We start from the raw sequence: 17930 nt of genomic DNA, 5'->3' as shown, positions 1-17930 counted from the left end.
CCGTTTCCAGACAATTCTCCAGATCGAACCAAGGGCCCGCCATGACCATGCTCAAGACCCCGTCGAAGAAATACCGCCCTTTCCCCGCGCTTCGCCTGCCCGACCGCACCTGGCCGGACAAGGTCATCGACCGGGCGCCGATCTGGTGCAGCTCCGACCTGCGCGACGGCAACCAGTCGCTGATCGAGCCGATGGACGCGGGGAAGAAGCTGCGCTTCTTCCAGACCCTGGTGCAGGTAGGCCTCAAGGAAATCGAGGTCGGCTTCCCCTCGGCCTCGCAGACCGACTTCGACTTCGTGCGCAGCCTGATCGAGGAAGGCCACATCCCCGACGACGTGACCATCCAGGTGCTCACCCAGGCCCGCGAGGACCTGATCGCTCGCACCTTCGAGTCGCTCAAGGGGGCGAAGCGGGCCATCGTCCACTACTACAACGCCACCGCGCCGAGTTTCCGCCGCATCGTCTTCAACCAGGACCAGGCCGGGGTGGTGCAGATCGCCGTCAATGCCGCGCAGGTCATCAAGCGCCTGGCCGAGGCCAATCCGGAAACCGACTGGCGCTTCGAGTACTCGCCGGAGGTGTTCAGCTCCACCGAGACCGACTTCGCGGTGGAGGTATGCAACGCGGTGATCGGGGTGTTCCAGCCGACGCCGGAGCGCAGGCTGATCCTCAACCTGCCGGCGACCATCGAGGCGGCCACGCCGAACGTCTACGCCGACCAGATCGAGTGGTTCTGCCGCCATGTCGCCAAGCGCGACAGCGTGATCGTCAGCCTGCACACCCATAACGACCGTGGCACCGGCGTGGCCGCCAGCGAGCTGGGCCTGATGGCCGGCGCCGACCGCGTCGAGGGCTGCCTGTTCGGCAACGGCGAGCGCACCGGCAACGTCGACCTGGTCAACCTGGCGCTGAACCTCTACACCCAGGGCGTCGATCCCGAGCTGGACTTCTCCGACATCGACGCGGTGCGCAAGGTGGTCGAGGAATGCAACCAGTTGCCGGTGCATCCGCGCCATCCGTACGTCGGCGACCTGGTGCACACCGCCTTCTCCGGCTCGCACCAAGACGCCATCCGCAAGGGCTTCGCCCGGCAGGACCCGGACGGAGTCTGGGAAGTGCCCTACCTGCCCATCGACCCGGCGGACATCGGTCGCAGCTACGAGGCGGTGATTCGCGTCAACAGCCAGTCGGGCAAGGGCGGCATCACCTACCTGCTAGAGCAGGAATACGGCATCAGCCTGCCGCGCCGGTTGCAGATCGAGTTCAGCCAGGTGGTGCAGAAGGAGACCGACCGCCTCGGCCTGGAGATGAGCGCCGGGCAGATCCATGCCCTGCTCGAAGGCGAATACCTGAAGGCCACGGCGCCCTACGCGCTCAAGGGCCATCGCCTGCAGGAGGAGCACGGCACCTGCGCGGTGGACGTGGAGGTCGCCGCCGCGGGCCGCAGCGAACACTGGCGAGGTATCGGCAAGGGCCCGCTGGAGGCCCTGGTCGCCAGCCTGCCGGTCCGGGTGGAGATCATGGACTACCACGAGCACGCCATCGGTGCCGGCAGCAACGCCAAGGCCGCGGCCTACGTGGAGATCCGCCTCGACGGCCAGCGCCCGCTGCACGGCATCGGCATCGACGAGAACCTGACCACGGCGAGCTTCCGCGCCCTGTTCAGCGCCCTCAACCGTGCCCTGCGCGAAGCCGCCGCCCGGGCCGCCTGAGTCCGTCGGCGAATGAAAAAGGGGATGCCATCGGCATCCCCTTTTTCATTCTTCCGGAAAGCTCCAGGGTCCTCCGCTTCCTCGGGGCGGTCTGCCCGGTACGGCGCCGGGGCGACCGTTCGTCCAATTCCGACTGATTTGTTCAAATCTTTGTTTTTACTCTGGTTTTTTGCCAGCGCAGCGCTAACATGGGCGCTTTCGAGCAGGGACGCAGTTCACAGTTTCCTGTCGAGAAGCCCATGTTCCGCCACGCCCTGCTCCTGCTGCCGCTGCTGCCCTTTTCCCTCGCCCACGCCGATGCCCCGCACACCTTCAAGGAAGCGAAGAAAGCTGCCTGGAAGATCTACGCCGAACGGCCGGTGGACTTCTACTGCGGCTGCAAGTACCAGGGCAACCGCATCGACCTCGCCAGCTGCGGCTACGTGCCGCGCAAGAACGCCAACCGGGCCGGTCGCGTCGAGTGGGAGCACATCGTTCCGGCCTGGGTGATCGGCCACCAGCGCCAGTGCTGGCAGCAGGGCGGACGCAAGAACTGCACGGCCAACGACCCGCAGTTCAGCCAGGCCGAGGCCGACCTGCACAATCTGGTGCCGGTGGTCGGCGAGGTGAACGGCGACCGCAACAACTTCGGTTTCGGCATGCTGGCCGAGAAGCCCACCCAGTACGGCTCCTGTCCCTTCGTCGTCGACTTCAAGCAGCGCACCGCCATGCCGGCCGAATACAGCCGCGGCGCCATCGCCCGCACCTATCTGTACATGAGCGAGCGCTACGACCTGCGCCTCTCGAAGCAGGAACAACGCCTCTTCGACGCCTGGAGCCGCCAGTATCCGGTCACCGAGTGGGAGCGCTGGCGCAACCAGAACATCGCCTGCGTGCAGGGCAACGCCAACCCCCATGTCGGCCCGGTCGACCTGAGCAGCTGCGGCAAGAAGCGGAGCCTGGCCAGCCACCAGCACGCCTCCGGACGGGAGATGGCCAACTAGCCGGCTGTTGCGCGCCCGCCCTTGCCAAGTCCGCCGCACGGGTGCTAACTCAGGCCCATCTCCAGCAATCGGGCAGGTAACGGCATGCAGCGACGCAGCCTTCACGCGGCACTCGGTCTGGCAGTCCTGGCCGCCCTCATCGCCTCCGGCATCCGCCCTTACGACCGGGCGACCTGGTTGCTGGAGGTCGCGCCGGTGCTGCTGGCCGGGCCGCTGCTGCTGCTCACCTACCGCCGCTTCCCGCTGACCGACCTGCTCTACGGACTGATCGCCCTTCACGCCCTGGTGCTGATCCTCGGCGGCGCCTACACCTACGCGCGGGTGCCGCTGGGCTTCTGGCTGCAGGAGCTGTTCGACCTCGGCCGCAATCCCTACGACAAGATCGGCCATTTCATGCAGGGCCTGGTGCCGGCGCTGGTGGCACGGGAAATCCTGTTGCGCGGCCGCTTCGTCGCCCACGGCCGCATGCTGGCCTTCCTGGCGATCTGCGTGGCGCTGGCGATCAGCGCCGGCTACGAGCTGATCGAATGGTGGGTGGCGCTGCTCGCCGGCCAGGGCGCGACCGACTTCCTCGGCACCCAGGGCGATCCCTGGGATACCCAGTCGGACATGTTCCTCGCCCTGATCGGCGCCAGCGCAGCCATGCTCGGCCTGAGCCGGCTGCAGGACCGGCAGATCGCCGCGCTACCGCGGCCCGGCGCTTCTGCCCGCTAGCCGGCGCTCAGCGCATGGCCGAATCCAGCTGCAGCTCCTCGCCCGCCACCATGAACTTGCCGTAGCCGCGGTGATGGAGGGTGCGCGGAGCCGTGACCGTCGGATCGTGCCAAGCCTTGAGCACTTCCAGGACGAAGAAGTTGTAGCGGCCGACCAGTTGCCGGTCGATCACCCGGCATTCGAGGTTGGCGTAGCACTCCTCGACCCGCGGCACCGCCACCTGGGTCGAGGGCACAGCGGTCAGGCCGAAGCGGGCGAACTTGTCGAGATGATCACCGTGGCTGTTGCCGCAGCCCACCAGCTGCTGCGCCAGCTCCACGGTCGGCACGTTGAGCACGCACTCGCCGGTCGCCTCCAGCGCGGCGAAGGAGTGGTTCCCGGCACTGACCACGCAGCCGACCTGGGGCGGCTCGAACTCCAGCATGCAGTGCCAGGACATCGGCATCAGGTTGGCCCGCCCGTCCTGCGCGGTGCCGAGCAGCAGCACCGGACCGGGTTCGAGGACGGCGTAGACATCGGCAAGCGGCAATGGGGTCTTCATGGCGGCTCCTGACGGCGGAATGCGTTTCCGCTCAACCATAGCCCGGAGAGGGGCGAACGGGCGAGTGCGTCCGCCTGTCGCGGTCAGAGCTTCAGCTCGAACTCGTCGGCATCCCGGTAGGCCGGGAAGCGCGTGCGGTACTTGGCCAGGGCCTGGGCCGAGAGCGTCACCCGGAACACGCCCTCGGCACTCTCCGCAGCCGCCAGGGGGTCGCCCTGGAAGTCGAGGACCTGGCTGTCGCCGGCATGGGGATAGCCCTTGCCGTCCTCGCCGATGCGGTTGACGGCGGCCACGTAGCACAGGTTCTCGATGGCGCGCGCCGGCAGCAGGCGGTTCCAGGCGTTGCGTCGCGCCGCCGGCCAACTGGCGATGTAGAGCAGAAGATCGGTGTCGTGCGGGTCGCAGCTCCACACGGGGAAACGCAGGTCGTAGCAGACCAGCGGGCGCACCTGCCAACCCTTGAGCTCGAGCAGCACGCGCTCCTGTCCGGCGGCGTAGTGCTCGTGCTCTCCGGCCATGCGGAACAGATGGCGCTTGTCGTAGTGGGCGCAGTTGCCGTCCGGACGGGCCCAGTACAGTCGGTTGCGGTAGCTGCCGTCGGCGGAATGGGTGATGACGCTGCCGACGACCACGGCACCCAGTCGCGCGGCCTGCCCGAGCAGCCAGGCGCGGGTCGGGCCGTCCTCTTCCTCGGCCAGCGCCGCGGCGTCCATGGAGAAGCCGGTGCTGAACATCTCCGGCAGGATCACCAGATCGGCGCCCGCCGCCTGCTTCAGCAGCCGGCCGAAGTGGGCGTGGTTGGCGGCGGGGTCCTGCCAGACCGGGGAGGTCTGCACCAGGGCCAGCTCGAGGTCGGGCAAGGCGGTCAAGTCACGCATGGATAGTCTCCGCAAATCCTTGGTCGTCGGCAGACGTAGGGCGGGCAACTCGCGCAGCGATTGCCCACCAAGGTGTTCGGCGGTGGATAACGCTGTGCGGTTATCCACCCTACCAGTCATACCCGGCACAGCTTCTCCGCCGCCTGACGCAGGGTCTCCTCGCGCTTGGCGAAGCAGAAGCGCACCAAGCGCAGGTCCTTGGGCGGCTCCCGGTAGAACACCGACACCGGGATGGTCGCCACGCCGTGCTCGCGGGTCAGCCACAGGGACATCTCCACGTCGTTCAGATCGTCGCGGATCGCCGAGTAGTCGGCCAGTTGGAAATAGGTGCCCGGGGTGCGCCGGAAGGCGAAGCGCGAGCCGCCCAGCAGGTCGCAGAACAGGTCGCGCTTGGCCTGGTAGAAGGCTGGCAGCTCGTCGACGTGCGCCGGATGGGCGATCATGTAGTCGGCCAGCGCCCACTGCAACGGGGTGACGCCGCAGAAAGTGACGAACTGGTGGACCTTGCGCAGCTCGGCGGACAGCGCCGGAGGCGCCACCACGTAGCCGGTCTTCCAACCGGTGACGTGATAGGTCTTGCCGAACGAGCTGACCACGAAGGCACGCTCATACAGCTCCTCGTGGGCCAGTACGCTGGCGTGCCGCACGCCGTCGAACACCAGGTGCTCGTAGACCTCGTCGCTGATGAGAAAAATCTCGCGGTCGCGGATCAGCGCGGCCAGCTGATCCAGCTCGGCATGGGAAATCAGCGCGCCGCTGGGGTTGTGCGGGCTGTTGAGGATGATTAGGCGGGTGCGTGGACCGATGGCATCGGCGAGGCGCTGCCAGTCGATGGAAAAGTCCGGCAGCGCCAGCGGTACGTGCACGCAGCGTCCGCCGGCCAGCTCCACCGAGGGCTCGTAGCTGTCGTAGCAGGGGTCGAGGACGATCACCTCGTCCCCCGGACGCACCAGCGCCTGCACCGCGCAGAAGATCGCCTCGGTGGCGCCGGGAGCGATGGTCACCTCGGCGTCCATGTCCACCTGGCGGCCATAGCTGCGGGCGATCTTCGCCGCCACCTGCTCGCGCAGCGCCGGCAGGCCGGTCATCGGTGCGTACTGGTTGTGGCCGGCCATCACGTGGCGGCCGACCGCCTCGCGCAGCGCCTGCGGTCCGTCGAAGTCCGGGAACCCCTGGGACAGGTTGATGGCGCCGGTCTGCGCGGCGAGCTGGGACATGGTGGTGAAGATGGTGGTGCCGACGTTCGGCAGCTTGCTCGCGATCATCGCTCCGCTCCCCCGCTGTTAGCGTTTCTTGTCCCTGCGCTTCTTTTCCGCCTTCTTGTGATGGCTCATCAGGCGGCGCTTCTTGTTCACCTGGCGCTCGGTGAGCTTGTTCTTCTTGCCCTCGTAGGGGTTCTCGCCACCCTTGTACTCGATCCGGATCGGCGTGCCGACCAGTCGCAGCACGCGCCGGAAGGTGTTTTCCAGATAGCGCGAGTAGGATTTCGGCACGGCCTCCACCTGGTTGCCGTGGATCACAATCAAGGGCGGGTTGGCACCGCCCAAGTGGGCGTAGCGCAGCTTGATGCGCCGACCGTTGACCAGCGGCGGCTGGTGCTCCTGCACCGCATCTTCGAGGATCTGGGTCAGGCGGCTGGTCGGCCAGCGGGTGATCGCCGACTGGAACGAGGCCTGCACCGACTTGTACAGATGGCCGACGCCGGTGCCGTGCAGCGCAGAGATGAAGTGGATGTCGGCGAAGTCGACGAAGGACAGCCGACGCTCCAGCTCGGTCTTCACGTAATCGCGCTGGCCCGAGTCCATGCCGTCCCACTTGTTCAAGGCGATGACCAGGGCGCGACCGGTCTCGAGGACGAAGCCGAGCAGGTTGAGGTCGTGCTCGACCACCCCCTCGCGGGCATCCATCACGAAGATCACCACGTTGGCGTCCTGGATCGCCTGCAGGGTCTTGACCACCGAGAATTTCTCGACCGCCTCGAAGATCTTGCCGCGGCGGCGCACGCCGGCCGTGTCGATCAGGGTGTACTTCTCCTCGCCGCGCTCGAAGGGGATGTAGATGCTGTCGCGGGTGGTGCCGGCCTGATCGTAGACGATCACTCGCTCCTCGCCGAGCATCCGGTTGACCAGGGTCGATTTGCCGACGTTGGGCCGACCGATGATGGCGATCTTGATGCCATCCTTCTCGCTCGGACCGGGGATGCGCTTGGGCTCCTCGCCCTCGGCGACCACTTCGGCCTCGCCCTCTTCCTCACCCTCTTCGGCGTTGTCCTTCGGGAAGATGCCGAGAGCCTGCTCCAGCATGGCGTTGATGCCACGCCCGTGGGCCGCGGCGATCGGCAGCGCATCGCCCAGGCCCAGCGGGCTGAACTCGGCGCGGGCGATGTCGGGGTCGACGGTGTCGACCTTGTTCGCCACCAGGAAGCTGCGCTTGTTCCGCTTGCGCAGGTGCTCGGCGATCATCTGGTCGGCGGCGGTCATGCCCGCGCGGGAGTCGACCATGAACAGGACCGCGTCGGCCTCCTCGATGGCCTGCAGCGACTGCTCGGCCATCTTGGCGTCGATTCCCTCCTCGTCGCCGGAAATGCCCCCGGTGTCGATGACGATGTAGGTACGGCCTTGCCACTTGGCCTCGCCGTACTGGCGATCGCGGGTCAGACCGGCGTATTCGGCGACGATGGCGTCGCGGGTCTTGGTCAGGCGATTGAACAGTGTCGACTTGCCGACATTGGGACGGCCCACCAGGGCAATTACGGGAACCATAAGGCTCTCACCTGCAATATTCAGAAAACACAACGGCCGCTGCGCGGGGGCAGCGGCCGGACAATGAGCCGGTACAGCCTGGCCGTCCCGGCAGATACGGCATGACGACTCAGCGGATGGTCAGAGCGACCAGTTCACCGCCGTTGCCGTAGGCGTACAGCCAGTCGCCGACCACCAGGGGCCGAGCGCGCAGGCCATGCCTGTCGACGTGGATGCGACCGACGAAGCGGCCATCGACCTGACTGAGCAGGTGCAGATAGCCCTCCTTGTCGCCCACCGCGACATAGCTGGAGAACACTGCCGGCGTCGACAGCTGGCGACGCGCCAGCGCGTCGTTGCTCCACAGGGCCGAGGAGGAACGCTCGTCGATGGCTTCGACGGTGCCGCTGGCGAGGCTGACATAGACGCTGCCATAGCCCTGCGCCACGCCACCGTAACTGGAGGCCTCGCGCTGCCACAACGGACGGCCGCTCTCCAGATCGAGGGCCTCGACACGCCCCTGATAGGCCGACACGTACAAGGTGCCACCGGAAAGCAGCAGATTGCCATCAATATCCACCACCCGTTCCAGTTCGGAACGGCCGGTCGGAATCGCCACGCGCTGCTCCCAGATCGGCAGGCCGCGGCGGGTATCCAAGGCGATGACCTTGCCGCTGGACAGGCCGGCGATGGCCAGCTGATTGGTGACGATCGGCGTACTGGTGCCGCGCAGGGTCAGTACGGCCGGCGTGCTCTCGTAGATCCAGCGGTGGTTGCCGCTGGCCGCCTCGAGGGCGATCAGGCGGTCGTCCTGGGTCTGCACGACGACCACGTCGCCGTTGGTCGCCGGAGCCGCCAGCACCTCGCTGGTGACTCGCGTGCGCCATTGCTCTTCGCCGCTGGCCGAGTCCAGGGAGATCACCTCGCCTTGCAGGGTGCCGACCAGTACCTGACCGTAGCCCGCCCCGACCGCGCCGGAGATCGGCCGCTTGAGGTTCTTGCTCCAGCGCACCTTACCGGTGTAACGGTCGAGGGCGACAATCTTGCCCTCCACATCCGCGGCGAAGATGGTGTCACCATCGACTGCCGGCTGGAGCATGTTGTAGGTCTTGCCCTGGCCGACCCCGACGGAGCGACTCCACTCCTCCTTGAGCTGGACTTCCGCCGTGAACTTGGGCAGCTCGGCCGGCGGCAGCTCCTTGGTGTCCTTGCTGCTGCAGCCGACCACCAGCGCGGCCAAGCCAAGTACTAGGGCGTACTTCCAGCTCCTCACGTCACGCATCTCCCTTGGCCAGATCGTCGAGCTTCATTTGCAGGGTGCCGACCGCAGCCTCCTCCGGGAGCGCGGCCTTGGCGCTCTCGTAAGCCGCACGCGCCGCATCCAGGTTACCGAGCTGCACCAGAAGATCGCCCTTGACCTCCTCGCGGCCGGGCAAGAAGGCCGGCTCGACCTTGCCCTCGAGTAGCTTGAGCCCCTCTTCGACCTTGCCCTGCGCGGCCTTGATCCTGGCCAGACGCTGGCGAGCCAGTTCGCCGAGGGCCTCGTCCGCCGGCTTGTCGACGATCGCCTGCAACTCCGCGGCAGCATCATCCAGCCGATCGCTCTCGACCGCCACCTTGGCGACGAACAGGCTGCCATACTGGGCATAGTGGCTGCCGGCATAGTCCGCCTTCAGACGGTTGCCCAGTTCGGCGACCTTGGCCGCATCCGGCTTCGGAGTCAGACTCAACTCGAGCAGTTGCTGATAGGCCATGGAAGCGCCTTGCGCGTGGTTGGTCTGGTATTTCTGCCAGGCCTGCCAGCCGAACGCCACCGCCAGCGCCAGAATCCCGCCGCTAAGCAAGGGCTTGCCGTTGCGCTGCCACCAATCCTTGAGTTGCGTCAGCTCTTCTTCTTCGGTACGCGAGGTCACCCTGATACTCCTGTAGGAAAGGTTTACGCCTGGAGGCAGGCTGCCAGGTGCTCTCCCAGAGCGTCCCAGCCGATGCTTTGTTGTTCGCCATTTTCACGCAGCGGCTTGATGCCGACGACCCGCTGGCCCACCTCGTCCTCGCCCAGCACCAGGGCATAAAGCGCTCCGCTCTTGTCGGCCTTCTTCAGCTGGCTCTTGAAGCTGCCCGCGCCGGCGTTGATCAGCAGACGCAGTCCCGGCAGCTCGTCGCGCAGCCGCTCGGCCAGGGTCAGCGCGGCCAGCTCGGCGCTCTCGCCGAAAGCGCAGAAATAGACGTCGACTTGCCGGGCGAGCTCCGCCGGCACCTTCTCCAGGGTTTCCAGCAGCAGCACCAGACGCTCGATACCCATGGCGAAACCGACGCCCGGGGTCGGCTTGCCGCCCATCTGCTCAACCAGGCCGTCATACCGGCCACCGGCACAAACGGTCCCCTGGGCCCCGAGCTTGTCGGTGACCCACTCGAACACGGTCTTGCCGTAATAATCCAGACCGCGCACCAGCTTGGGATTGATCACATAGGGAATACCGGCTGCGTCGAGGCGGGCCCGTAATCCGTCGAAGTGGAGCCGCGATTCCTCGTCCAGGTAATCCGCCAGTTTCGGCGCATCCACCAGCAGGGCCTGGGTTTCCGGCACCTTGCTGTCCAGGATGCGCAGCGGATTGCTGGTCAGGCGGCGACGGCTGTCCTCGTCGAGGGCCTCGACGCGTGCCGAGAGGTACTCGACCAGAGCCTCGCGATAGCGTGCCCGCGCTTCGGCCGTGCCCAGACTGTTGAGCTCCAGGGTCACCGCATCGCGGATGCCGAGCAGCCCCCAGAGGCGCCAGGTGAGCACGATCAGCTCGGCGTCGATATCCGGACCGGCGAGGTTGAAGACTTCCACGCCGATCTGGTGGAACTGGCGGTAGCGGCCCTTCTGCGGACGCTCGTGACGGAACATCGGGCCGGCGTACCAGAGCTTCTGCACCTGCCCGCCACCGGTGATACCGTGTTCGAGCACGGCACGCACGCAGCTGGCGGTGCCCTCCGGACGCAAGGTCAGGGAGTCGCCGTTGCGGTCCTCGAAGGTGTACATCTCCTTCTCGACGATATCGGTGACCTCGCCGATGGATCGCTTGAACAACTCGGTGAACTCGACGATCGGCATGCGGATCTGCCGATAGCCGTAGCCATCCAGCAGTCCGGCGACCGTACCTTCGAAATAGCGCCAGAGGGGAGTCTCCTCCGGCAATATGTCGTTCATGCCACGGATGGCTTGCAGGGACTTGCTCAATTCGATTCCTTAAGATCAGCTGCGCGCGATCAGGGCCGCGTCAGCCTCGGCCTTCTCGGCCGCCTTGCGGCGGATCAGCTGCTCCAGTTCATCCACCAGATTTTCGTTGTTCAGTTTATGTGCCGGCTTGCCGTCGATGTAGACTAGGTTGTTCGGCGTGCCACCGGTGAGGCCGATGCTGGCTTCCTTGGCTTCGCCGGGACCGTTGACCACGCAGCCGATCACCGCCACGTCCAGCGGCACCAGCAGGTCCTCGACCCGCTGCTCCAGCTCGTTCATGGTCTTGACCACATCGAAGTTCTGCCGCGAGCAGCTCGGGCAGGCGATGAAGTTGATGCCGCGCGAACGCAGGCGCAGGGACTTGAGGATGTCGAAGCCGACCTTGATCTCCTCCACCGGATCGGCGGCCAGGGAGATACGGATGGTATCGCCGATCCCTTCGGCCAGCAGCATGCCCAGACCGACCGAGGACTTCACGGTACCCGAGCGCAGACCGCCGGCTTCGGTGATGCCCAGGTGCAGGGGCTGCTCGATCTGCTTGGCGAGCAGACGGTAAGCAGCCACCGCCATGAAGACGTCGGATGCCTTTACGCTGACCTTGAAGTCCTGGAAGTTCAGGCGATCGAGGTGCTCGACGTTGCGCATGGCGGACTCGAGCAGCGCCTCCGGTGTCGGCTCGCCGTACTTCTTCTGCAGGTCCTTTTCCAGGGAGCCGGCGTTGACGCCGATGCGGATCGGGATGCCCTTGTCGCGCGCCGCCTCGACCACGGCACGCACGCGATCCTCTCGACCGATGTTGCCCGGGTTGATGCGCAGGCAGTCGACGCCCAGTTCGGCAACGCGCAGGGCGATCTGGTAGTCGAAATGGATATCGGCCACCAGCGGTACCTTGACCTGCTGCTTGATCTTGCCGAACGCTTCGGCCGCGTCCATATCGGGTACCGAGACGCGCACGATGTCGGCACCCGCCGCTTCGAGGCGACGGATCTGCGCCACCGTGGCGTCGACGTCGTGAGTGCTGGTGTTGGTCATGCTCTGTACGGCGATAGGCGCATCGCCGCCGACCGGTACCGAGCCGACCCAGATTTTGCGTGAATGGCGACGTTTGATTGGTGATTCGCTATGCATCAGGCTAACTTCCCACTTTCAGGCGCGCGGTCTGGCCGCGAACAAAAGGAGCGACATCGACCGGCTGGCCGTTATAGCTGAGTTGGGCGCCACGGGCGTAACCGAGGCGAACCCCCAGAGGCGCCTTGCCACGCAGATCGACTGCATCGCCGGCACGTTTCAATCCGCTGAGCAGGACCTTGCCACTGGCATCGGTCACTTGAATCCAGCAATCGGCGCTGAAGCTGATGCTCAGCGTACCCTCACCCATGGCGGGAGCCGATGCCGGAACTTGCGGTTCGCTTGCGCTGGCCGGGGCTTCCACAGCAACGGCGCTAACCGCACCTGCCGCTTGCCCGGAGGTCGGCACGACGGCGACTGCCCCCACCGCCGGCGCTTCTTCGACCCGCTTCTGGCCTAGCGCCCTATCAATCGCTGTCACTTTCTCGCTCGCGGCGACGGTCACGGGCGCGAGCGGCACCTGTGCAGCCGATTCCTCTTCGGCCGGCGCTTCGGCGGCAGCCGGAAGCTCGCCCGCGGCTGCCACCTGCTCCGCGGTTAGCGGCTGAGTCGGCTCGACCGGCTGCATGTCCTGCTCGGCCGAGGGCTCCTGCGGCTCGTCTAGCGGATGGATCTGGGTGGTGCCGTCGGCCCCGTCGACTTCAATGTGCTCGAGACTGAGTGCATTGAGGACGGATCCCGACTGCGAAGACTCCTGCCACCACAGCAGCCCGAATCCGATCAGCACGAGCAGCAGAGCGAAGCTGACGAAGCGCAGGATGCTCTGGGGAAGACGCATGGGCTGCTTGATGGTACTCAGGCTGTGGACCTCGCTGCCCTTGGCGTCGGTCCCGGTGTACCGGTCGAAAGCGGCCACCATCTGGGCCGGATCCATCCCCAAAAGCTTGGCGTAGGAGCGGACATAGCCACGGGCGAAGGTATGCCCCGGCAGCCGGTCGAATTCCCCGGCCTCCACTTGGCTGAGGGTCTGGGCCTTCAGGCGGAGTTGGGTGGCCACTTCGGCGAGGGTCCAGCCATGGGCTTCGCGGGCCTTGCGCAAGGTTTCACCCGGATTGCCAGGAGCCGGCGCCACGCTGTTGTTCTGCGACGTATTCATCTCTGCTCCGACACGTATTGCTGATATTCCTCGGTTCCCGGATAAAGCCGCTTCAACTGCAGACCGAGCGTGGCTTCCTGATCACGATCCTGGAAGACTCGCGCCAGCCGGATGCCCAGCAGCAGGCTGCGGGCATTCTGTTCCGACAGCTGGGTGAAGCTCTGATAATAGGAGCGAGCTCCCACATAGTCCTTCATGTCGTAGGACAGCGATGCCATCTCCAGCAGGGCTCTCGGCTGCAGGGAGTCCAGGCGCAGGGACTTCTGCAGATAGAAAGCGGCCTTGTCGCGCTGCCCGAGCTTGAGCGACGTCAGGCCGAGATTGACGTAGACCTGCGAACGGCCCGCATACAGGGTATCGGCAGCGGCCTGCTGGAAGCGCTCGAGAGCTTCCTGATACTGCTTCTGCTCGAAGAGGAAGCTCCCGTAGTTGTTCAGGATTCGCGCATCGTCAGCGCGCAGGGACAATGCTTTACGGTAATTCTTGTCGGCCAGCTCCGGCTCCATCTCGGTCTGGAACACCAAGGCCAGGGCGGCGTAGGCATCGGCGCTCGACGAGTCCAGTTCGAGAGCCTTCTTCAGCGGCGCCTTGGCACGCTCGGTCGAGCCTTCCTGCAGGTAACCGATGCCGAGCTGAATATAGGCATCGCGCGCCTCTCTTCGACCCTGCTCGGTTTTCAGGGGATCGACCTTACCGGATGAAACACAGCCGACCAGCAAACTGGCGGATAACAACAGCAGCGCAACGCGCGAGCTCATAAACATCCTCAGTTCAGATTAGTTTGACGGCGCTGCATGACCGTCGGCGTTTCGCTGAGTTCGCGCACGGCGATATAGCGCTCGCTGCGCCGGGTGCGATCCATCACCTGGCCGACCAGCTGACCGCAAGCGGCATCGATATCATCGCCGCGGGTGGTCCGCACCGTGACATTGTGCCCGGCCTGATGCAACAGGTCCTGAAAACGACGGATGGCGTTGTTGCTCGGCCGCTCGTAACCGGAATGCGGAAACGGGTTGAACGGAATCAGATTGATCTTGCACGGCACGTCCTGCAGCAATTCGACGATTTGCGCGGCATGCTCGGGCTGGTCGTTGACGTCCTTGAGCAGGGTGTACTCAATGGTGAGCACACGCTTCTCGCCGAGACGCGAGATGTAGCGCTTGCAGGCGTCCAGAACCACGGCCAGCGGATACTTCCTGTTGATCGGCACCAGCTCGTTGCGCAACGCGTCGTTGGGTGCGTGCAGAGACAGCGCCAGGGACACGTCGATCACCTCGCCCAGCTTGTCGATCATCGGCGCCACGCCGGAGGTGGACAGGGTGACCTTGCGCTTGGAGATGCCGTAGCCGAGGTCGTCCATCATGATGTTCATGGCGGCGACCACGTTGTCGAAGTTCAGCAGCGGCTCGCCCATGCCCATCATCACCACGTTGGTGATGGCGCGGTCGATCTTGGCCGGGACAGTGCCGAAGGATTTGTTGGCGATCCACACCTGGCCGATGATCTCGGCGCTGGTCAAATCGCTGTTGAAGCCCTGCTTGCCGGTGGAGCAGAAGCTGCAATCCAGGGAGCAGCCGGCCTGCGAGGACACGCAAAGCGTGCCGCGGCCGTTCTGCGGAATATAGACGGTCTCGACGCAGCTACCGGACGCCACGCGAACCACCCACTTGCGGGTACCGTCGCTGGAGATGTCCTGGCTGACGATCTCGGGACCGCGAATCTCGGCAGAGGCCTTGAGCTTTTCGCGCAGGGCCTTGCCGATATTGCTCATGGCGTCGAAGTCATCGACGCCGAAGTGGTGAATCCATTTCATCACCTGTCCGGCGCGAAAACGCTTCTCCCCGATGGACTCGAAGAAACGCTCCAGTTGCGGCTGGGTCAGCCCCAGCAGATTCACTTTGCCGGTTGCATCGCTCATGGATTCACCCTCGACCAACCGCGATCAGCGGATGCGGTCGCACAGCTCGGTGGCGGAGAAGAAGTAGGCGATCTCGCGCGCAGCGGAAGCTTCGGAGTCGGAACCGTGCACGGCGTTCTCGTCGATGGAGACGGCAAAGTCGGCGCGGATGGTGCCGGCAGCGGCTTCCTTCGGGTTGGTGGCGCCCATCAGCTCGCGGTTCTTCAGCACGGCGTTCTCGCCTTCCAGCACCTGGACGATGACCGGACCGGAGGTCATGAAGGCCACCAGATCCTTGAAGAAGCCGCGCTCCTTGTGCTCGGCGTAGAAGCCGGCAGCCTCACGCTCGGACAGCTGGACCATCTTGGAAGCGACGACACGCAGGCCGGCCTTCTCGAAACGGGTGGTGATTTCGCCGATGACGTTCTTGGCAACGGCGTCGGGCTTGATGATGGAGAAGGTACGTTGAATGGCCATGGATAGCTCCAAAAGATCGGTTTTTGACGCAGAAAATAAAACCCGCGGATTATACGCGGGTTCCAGACAAAAGCATAAGGGCGACTAAGCCTTCAATCGGCTTCCTCGATCCAGGCCGCCTGGATGGCTTCGAGGACCTTCTCGCCACCGCGCAGAGGATCGTCGGCGAACTCCGGCAGCGCCAGCACCCAACGATGCAAATCGACGAAATTAATATAGCGGGGATCGATCTGTGCGTGGGTATCGGCCAACTGGATGGCGATTTCCTGTACATCGGTCCATTTCAGAGTCACGACCGCATCCCTCAATGTTTTTCCGAAACCTGATTGATGGTGTAACGGGGAATCTCGACCACGAGATCCTCGTCGGCGACCCGGGCCTGACAGGACAGACGCGACTCCGGTTCCAGCCCCCAGGCCTTGTCCAGCATGTCGTCTTCCAGCTCGTCGGACGGCTCCAGCGAATCGAAACCCTCGCGCACGATCACGTGGCAGGTGGTGCAGGCACAGGACATCTCGCAGGCATGCTCGATGTCGATGTCGTTGCGCAGGGCGGCCTCGAGAATGGTCTCGCCGCTCTTCGCCTCGACCACCTTACCTTCGGGGCAATGTTCCTCATTGGGCAGAAAAACGATCTGCGGCATCACTCACTCCTCGATTTCGTCCAGTCGACGACCGGACAACGCAGCCTTGACCGTGGCGTTCATGCGCCGCGCGGCGAAGGCATCGGTAATTTGACTCAGACGCTGGATCTGCTGCTCGATGGCGGCACCGTCCTGCCCCTCCATCACCTCGCGCAACTGCTGCATCTGCGCCTCGATGGCCGTACGCTCTTCGGCGCTCAGCAGACGCTCGCCATCGGCATCCAGAGCGCTCTGCACGGCCTCCAGCAGGCGCCGCGCGTCGACCTGCTGCTCGCGCAGCACGCGCGCCTCCTTGTCGTCGCCGGCATGGGCGAAGGAGTCCTGCAGCATCCGCGCGATCTCGCCATCGGTCAGTCCGTAGGACGGCTTGACCTGGATGCTCGCTTCGACGCCGGAGCCCAGCTCGCGGGCGGACACGTTGAGCAGGCCGTCGGCGTCGACCTGGAAGGTAACGCGGATCTTGGCTGCCCCGGCAACCATGGGCGGAATGCCGCGCAGCTCGAAACGAGCCAGGGATCGACAGTCCTTGACCAGCTCACGCTCGCCCTGGAGCACATGAACCATCATGGCCGTCTGACCATCCTTGTAGGTGGTGAAGTCCTGAGCGCGAGCGACGGGAATGGTGGTATTGCGCGGAATCACCTTCTCCATCAGCCCGCCCATAGTCTCCAGACCGAGTGACAGCGGGTTGACGTCCAGCAACAGCAGCTCGTCCCCGGCCCGCTTGTTGCCGGCCAGGGTATCGGCCTGGATCGCCGCACCGATGGCGACCACCTGATCCGGGTCGATGTCGGTCATCGGCACACGCCCGAACAGCTCGCCGACCGCCTGACGCACCCGCGGCACGCGGGTGGAGCCGCCGACCATCACCACGGCCTCGACGTCCTCGACATCGAGTTCGGCATCGCGCACCGCACGACGACAGGCCTTGAGGGTCCTGGCGATCAGCGGCTCGACCAGGGACTCGAAGGCGTCGCGGGTGAGCGAGCCCTGCCAGTCACCGTAACTCAAGGACACCGTATCGCTGTCGGTGAGCGACTCCTTCGCCGCACAGGCGAGTTGCAGCAGATGGCGCTGCTCGCCCGGACCGAGATCGGTGGACAGGCCGGCCTGCTCGACCATCCAACTAGCAATGGCATGGTCGAAGTCGTCACCGCCCAAGGCGCTGTCGCCACCGGTCGCGAGCACCTCGAAGACGCCCCGAGTCAGACGCAGGATGGAAATATCGAAGGTCCCGCCGCCCAGGTCGTAGACAGCCACCACACCTTCGGCGCTCTGATCGAGACCGTAGGCGACGGCCGCGGCAGTCGGCTCGTTGAGCAGACGCAGCACGCTCAGGCCGGCCAGCCGCGCGGCATCCTTGGTGGCCTGGCGCTGGGCATCGTCGAAGTAGGCCGGCACCGTGATCACCGCCCCGACCAACTCGCCCCCCAGAGCCTCCTCGGCGCGACGTCGCAACACCCTGAGAATGTCCGCCGACACCTCCACCGGGCTTTTCGGCCCCTGAACGGTGTCGATGAAGGGCATGTGCGATTCGCCTTCGACGAAGCGGTAGGGCAATTGCTCGCCCAGCAGCTTGATGTCGGCGATCCCGCGCCCCATGAGGCGCTTCACCGACAGGATGGTATTCAACGGGTCGCTGGCCGCGGCGCCCTTGGCCTGCCGACCGACCTCGATGCGATCCGGGCAGTAGCGCACGGCCGAGGGCAGGATCACCTCTCCGTCGGCATCCGCCAAGGGTTCGGCAAGACCGCTACGAACCGCAGCGACCAGCGAATTGGTGGTGCCCAGGTCGATTCCCACCGCCAGGCGGCGCTGGTGAGGCTTCGGGCTTTGTCCAGGTTCAGCGATCTGCAGTAAGGCCATAACTATCTGGTATCGGACACACCATCAGGAT

At 65.3% G+C, this 17930-nt stretch carries 18 protein-coding genes; 3 read left to right on the top strand and 15 right to left on the bottom strand.

The window, feature by feature from the left end:
• Positions 1-41: 41 nt before the first annotated feature.
• From leuA to ACFOJE_RS00950, 3 genes are all read left to right on the top strand, one after another.
• Positions 42-1712, top strand: coding sequence for a 2-isopropylmalate synthase (gene leuA / locus ACFOJE_RS00960; RefSeq protein WP_377812351.1), 1671 nt, complete (start codon positions 42-44; stop codon positions 1710-1712).
• A 239-nt stretch (positions 1713-1951) separates the two neighbouring features.
• On the top strand, positions 1952-2695 hold the full coding sequence (locus ACFOJE_RS00955; RefSeq protein ID WP_377812350.1) for an endonuclease: 744 nt from the start codon (positions 1952-1954) through the stop codon (positions 2693-2695).
• An 84-nt stretch (positions 2696-2779) separates the two neighbouring features.
• On the top strand, positions 2780-3409 hold the full coding sequence (locus tag ACFOJE_RS00950; RefSeq protein WP_377812349.1) for a DUF2238 domain-containing protein: 630 nt from the start codon (positions 2780-2782) through the stop codon (positions 3407-3409).
• 7 nt (positions 3410-3416) lie between these two features.
• Here the strand turns inward: ACFOJE_RS00950 and ACFOJE_RS00945 are convergent, their stop codons facing one another.
• The 15 genes from ACFOJE_RS00945 to hscA form a co-directional block, all read right to left on the bottom strand.
• Positions 3417-3950 carry a flavin reductase family protein gene (locus ACFOJE_RS00945; RefSeq protein ID WP_377812348.1) on the bottom strand — a complete coding sequence of 178 codons (534 nt, stop codon included), beginning with the start codon at positions 3948-3950 and terminating at the stop codon, positions 3417-3419.
• Between the two features lie 83 nt (positions 3951-4033).
• Positions 4034-4828, bottom strand: a complete 795-nt coding sequence (locus ACFOJE_RS00940) for an amidohydrolase (RefSeq protein ID WP_377812347.1) — start codon at positions 4826-4828, stop codon at positions 4034-4036.
• Positions 4829-4944: 116 nt separating this feature from the next.
• Positions 4945-6093, bottom strand: a complete 1149-nt coding sequence (locus tag ACFOJE_RS00935; protein WP_377812346.1) for a pyridoxal phosphate-dependent aminotransferase — start codon at positions 6091-6093, stop codon at positions 4945-4947.
• Positions 6094-6111: 18 nt separating this feature from the next.
• Positions 6112-7590, bottom strand: a complete 1479-nt coding sequence (gene der / locus ACFOJE_RS00930) for a ribosome biogenesis GTPase Der (RefSeq protein WP_377812345.1) — start codon at positions 7588-7590, stop codon at positions 6112-6114.
• 109 nt (positions 7591-7699) lie between these two features.
• Positions 7700-8851 (bottom strand): outer membrane protein assembly factor BamB, encoded by a 1152-nt coding sequence (gene bamB / locus ACFOJE_RS00925; RefSeq protein WP_377812344.1) that lies wholly within the window; start codon positions 8849-8851, stop codon positions 7700-7702.
• On the bottom strand, positions 8844-9482 hold the full coding sequence (locus ACFOJE_RS00920) for a YfgM family protein (protein WP_377812343.1): 639 nt from the start codon (positions 9480-9482) through the stop codon (positions 8844-8846). Before ACFOJE_RS00920 ends, bamB begins: the two co-directional genes overlap by 8 nt.
• A gap of 23 nt (positions 9483-9505) precedes the next feature.
• Entirely contained in the window at positions 9506-10792 is a 1287-nt protein-coding gene (gene hisS / locus ACFOJE_RS00915; protein WP_377812342.1) for a histidine--tRNA ligase, read from the bottom strand.
• Between the two features lie 15 nt (positions 10793-10807).
• The gene (gene ispG, locus ACFOJE_RS00910) at positions 10808-11920 is read right to left on the bottom strand and encodes a flavodoxin-dependent (E)-4-hydroxy-3-methylbut-2-enyl-diphosphate synthase (protein WP_377812341.1); all 1113 of its coding nucleotides are present in this window, start codon (positions 11918-11920) and stop codon (positions 10808-10810) included.
• A 4-nt stretch (positions 11921-11924) separates the two neighbouring features.
• Positions 11925-13016, bottom strand: coding sequence for a RodZ domain-containing protein (locus ACFOJE_RS00905; RefSeq protein ID WP_377812340.1), 1092 nt, complete (start codon positions 13014-13016; stop codon positions 11925-11927).
• A complete protein-coding gene (gene pilW / locus ACFOJE_RS00900; protein WP_377812339.1) occupies positions 13013-13774 on the bottom strand; it encodes a type IV pilus biogenesis/stability protein PilW in 762 nt (253 codons plus the stop codon). The genes ACFOJE_RS00905 and pilW overlap by 4 nt, the downstream gene beginning before the upstream one ends.
• Before the next feature lie 8 nt (positions 13775-13782).
• Positions 13783-14934 carry a 23S rRNA (adenine(2503)-C(2))-methyltransferase RlmN gene (gene rlmN, locus ACFOJE_RS00895; protein ID WP_377812338.1) on the bottom strand — a complete coding sequence of 384 codons (1152 nt, stop codon included), beginning with the start codon at positions 14932-14934 and terminating at the stop codon, positions 13783-13785.
• Between the two features lie 24 nt (positions 14935-14958).
• Positions 14959-15390 (bottom strand): nucleoside-diphosphate kinase, encoded by a 432-nt coding sequence (ndk, locus tag ACFOJE_RS00890; protein WP_377812337.1) that lies wholly within the window; start codon positions 15388-15390, stop codon positions 14959-14961.
• Positions 15391-15482: 92 nt separating this feature from the next.
• On the bottom strand, positions 15483-15683 hold the full coding sequence (gene iscX, locus ACFOJE_RS00885) for a Fe-S cluster assembly protein IscX (RefSeq protein ID WP_377812336.1): 201 nt from the start codon (positions 15681-15683) through the stop codon (positions 15483-15485).
• An 11-nt stretch (positions 15684-15694) separates the two neighbouring features.
• Entirely contained in the window at positions 15695-16033 is a 339-nt protein-coding gene (gene fdx, locus ACFOJE_RS00880; RefSeq protein WP_377812335.1) for an ISC system 2Fe-2S type ferredoxin, read from the bottom strand.
• A gap of 3 nt (positions 16034-16036) precedes the next feature.
• Positions 16037-17899 (bottom strand): Fe-S protein assembly chaperone HscA, encoded by a 1863-nt coding sequence (gene hscA / locus ACFOJE_RS00875; RefSeq protein ID WP_377812334.1) that lies wholly within the window; start codon positions 17897-17899, stop codon positions 16037-16039.
• Positions 17900-17930: the final 31 nt, after the last annotated feature.

Origin of the sequence: Azotobacter bryophylli (assembly GCF_042643485.1) — a bacterium.
GTDB classification, from domain to species: Bacteria; Pseudomonadota; Gammaproteobacteria; order Pseudomonadales; family Pseudomonadaceae; genus Azotobacter; species Azotobacter bryophylli.
This window is presented reverse-complemented; position numbering and strand designations above follow the sequence as displayed.

What these genes read in the sequence shown, in the direction of transcription:
- leuA (WP_377812351.1), top strand. Translation starts at nt 42, where the DNA reads ATGACCATGCTCAAGACCCCGTCGAAGAAATACCGCCCTTTCCCCGCG.
- ACFOJE_RS00955 (WP_377812350.1), top strand. Translation starts at nt 1,952, where the DNA reads ATGTTCCGCCACGCCCTGCTCCTGCTGCCGCTGCTGCCCTTTTCCCTC.
- ACFOJE_RS00950 (WP_377812349.1), top strand. Translation starts at nt 2,780, where the DNA reads ATGCAGCGACGCAGCCTTCACGCGGCACTCGGTCTGGCAGTCCTGGCC.
- ACFOJE_RS00945 (WP_377812348.1), bottom strand. Translation starts at nt 3,950, where the DNA reads ATGAAGACCCCATTGCCGCTTGCCGATGTCTACGCCGTCCTCGAACCC.
- ACFOJE_RS00940 (WP_377812347.1), bottom strand. Translation starts at nt 4,828, where the DNA reads ATGCGTGACTTGACCGCCTTGCCCGACCTCGAGCTGGCCCTGGTGCAG.
- ACFOJE_RS00935 (WP_377812346.1), bottom strand. Translation starts at nt 6,093, where the DNA reads ATGATCGCGAGCAAGCTGCCGAACGTCGGCACCACCATCTTCACCACC.
- der (WP_377812345.1), bottom strand. Translation starts at nt 7,590, where the DNA reads ATGGTTCCCGTAATTGCCCTGGTGGGCCGTCCCAATGTCGGCAAGTCG.
- bamB (WP_377812344.1), bottom strand. Translation starts at nt 8,851, where the DNA reads ATGCGTGACGTGAGGAGCTGGAAGTACGCCCTAGTACTTGGCTTGGCC.
- ispG (WP_377812341.1), bottom strand. Translation starts at nt 11,920, where the DNA reads ATGCATAGCGAATCACCAATCAAACGTCGCCATTCACGCAAAATCTGG.
- ACFOJE_RS00905 (WP_377812340.1), bottom strand. Translation starts at nt 13,016, where the DNA reads ATGAATACGTCGCAGAACAACAGCGTGGCGCCGGCTCCTGGCAATCCG.
- pilW (WP_377812339.1), bottom strand. Translation starts at nt 13,774, where the DNA reads ATGAGCTCGCGCGTTGCGCTGCTGTTGTTATCCGCCAGTTTGCTGGTC.
- rlmN (WP_377812338.1), bottom strand. Translation starts at nt 14,934, where the DNA reads ATGAGCGATGCAACCGGCAAAGTGAATCTGCTGGGGCTGACCCAGCCG.
- ndk (WP_377812337.1), bottom strand. Translation starts at nt 15,390, where the DNA reads ATGGCCATTCAACGTACCTTCTCCATCATCAAGCCCGACGCCGTTGCC.
- fdx (WP_377812335.1), bottom strand. Translation starts at nt 16,033, where the DNA reads ATGCCGCAGATCGTTTTTCTGCCCAATGAGGAACATTGCCCCGAAGGT.
- hscA (WP_377812334.1), bottom strand. Translation starts at nt 17,899, where the DNA reads ATGGCCTTACTGCAGATCGCTGAACCTGGACAAAGCCCGAAGCCTCAC.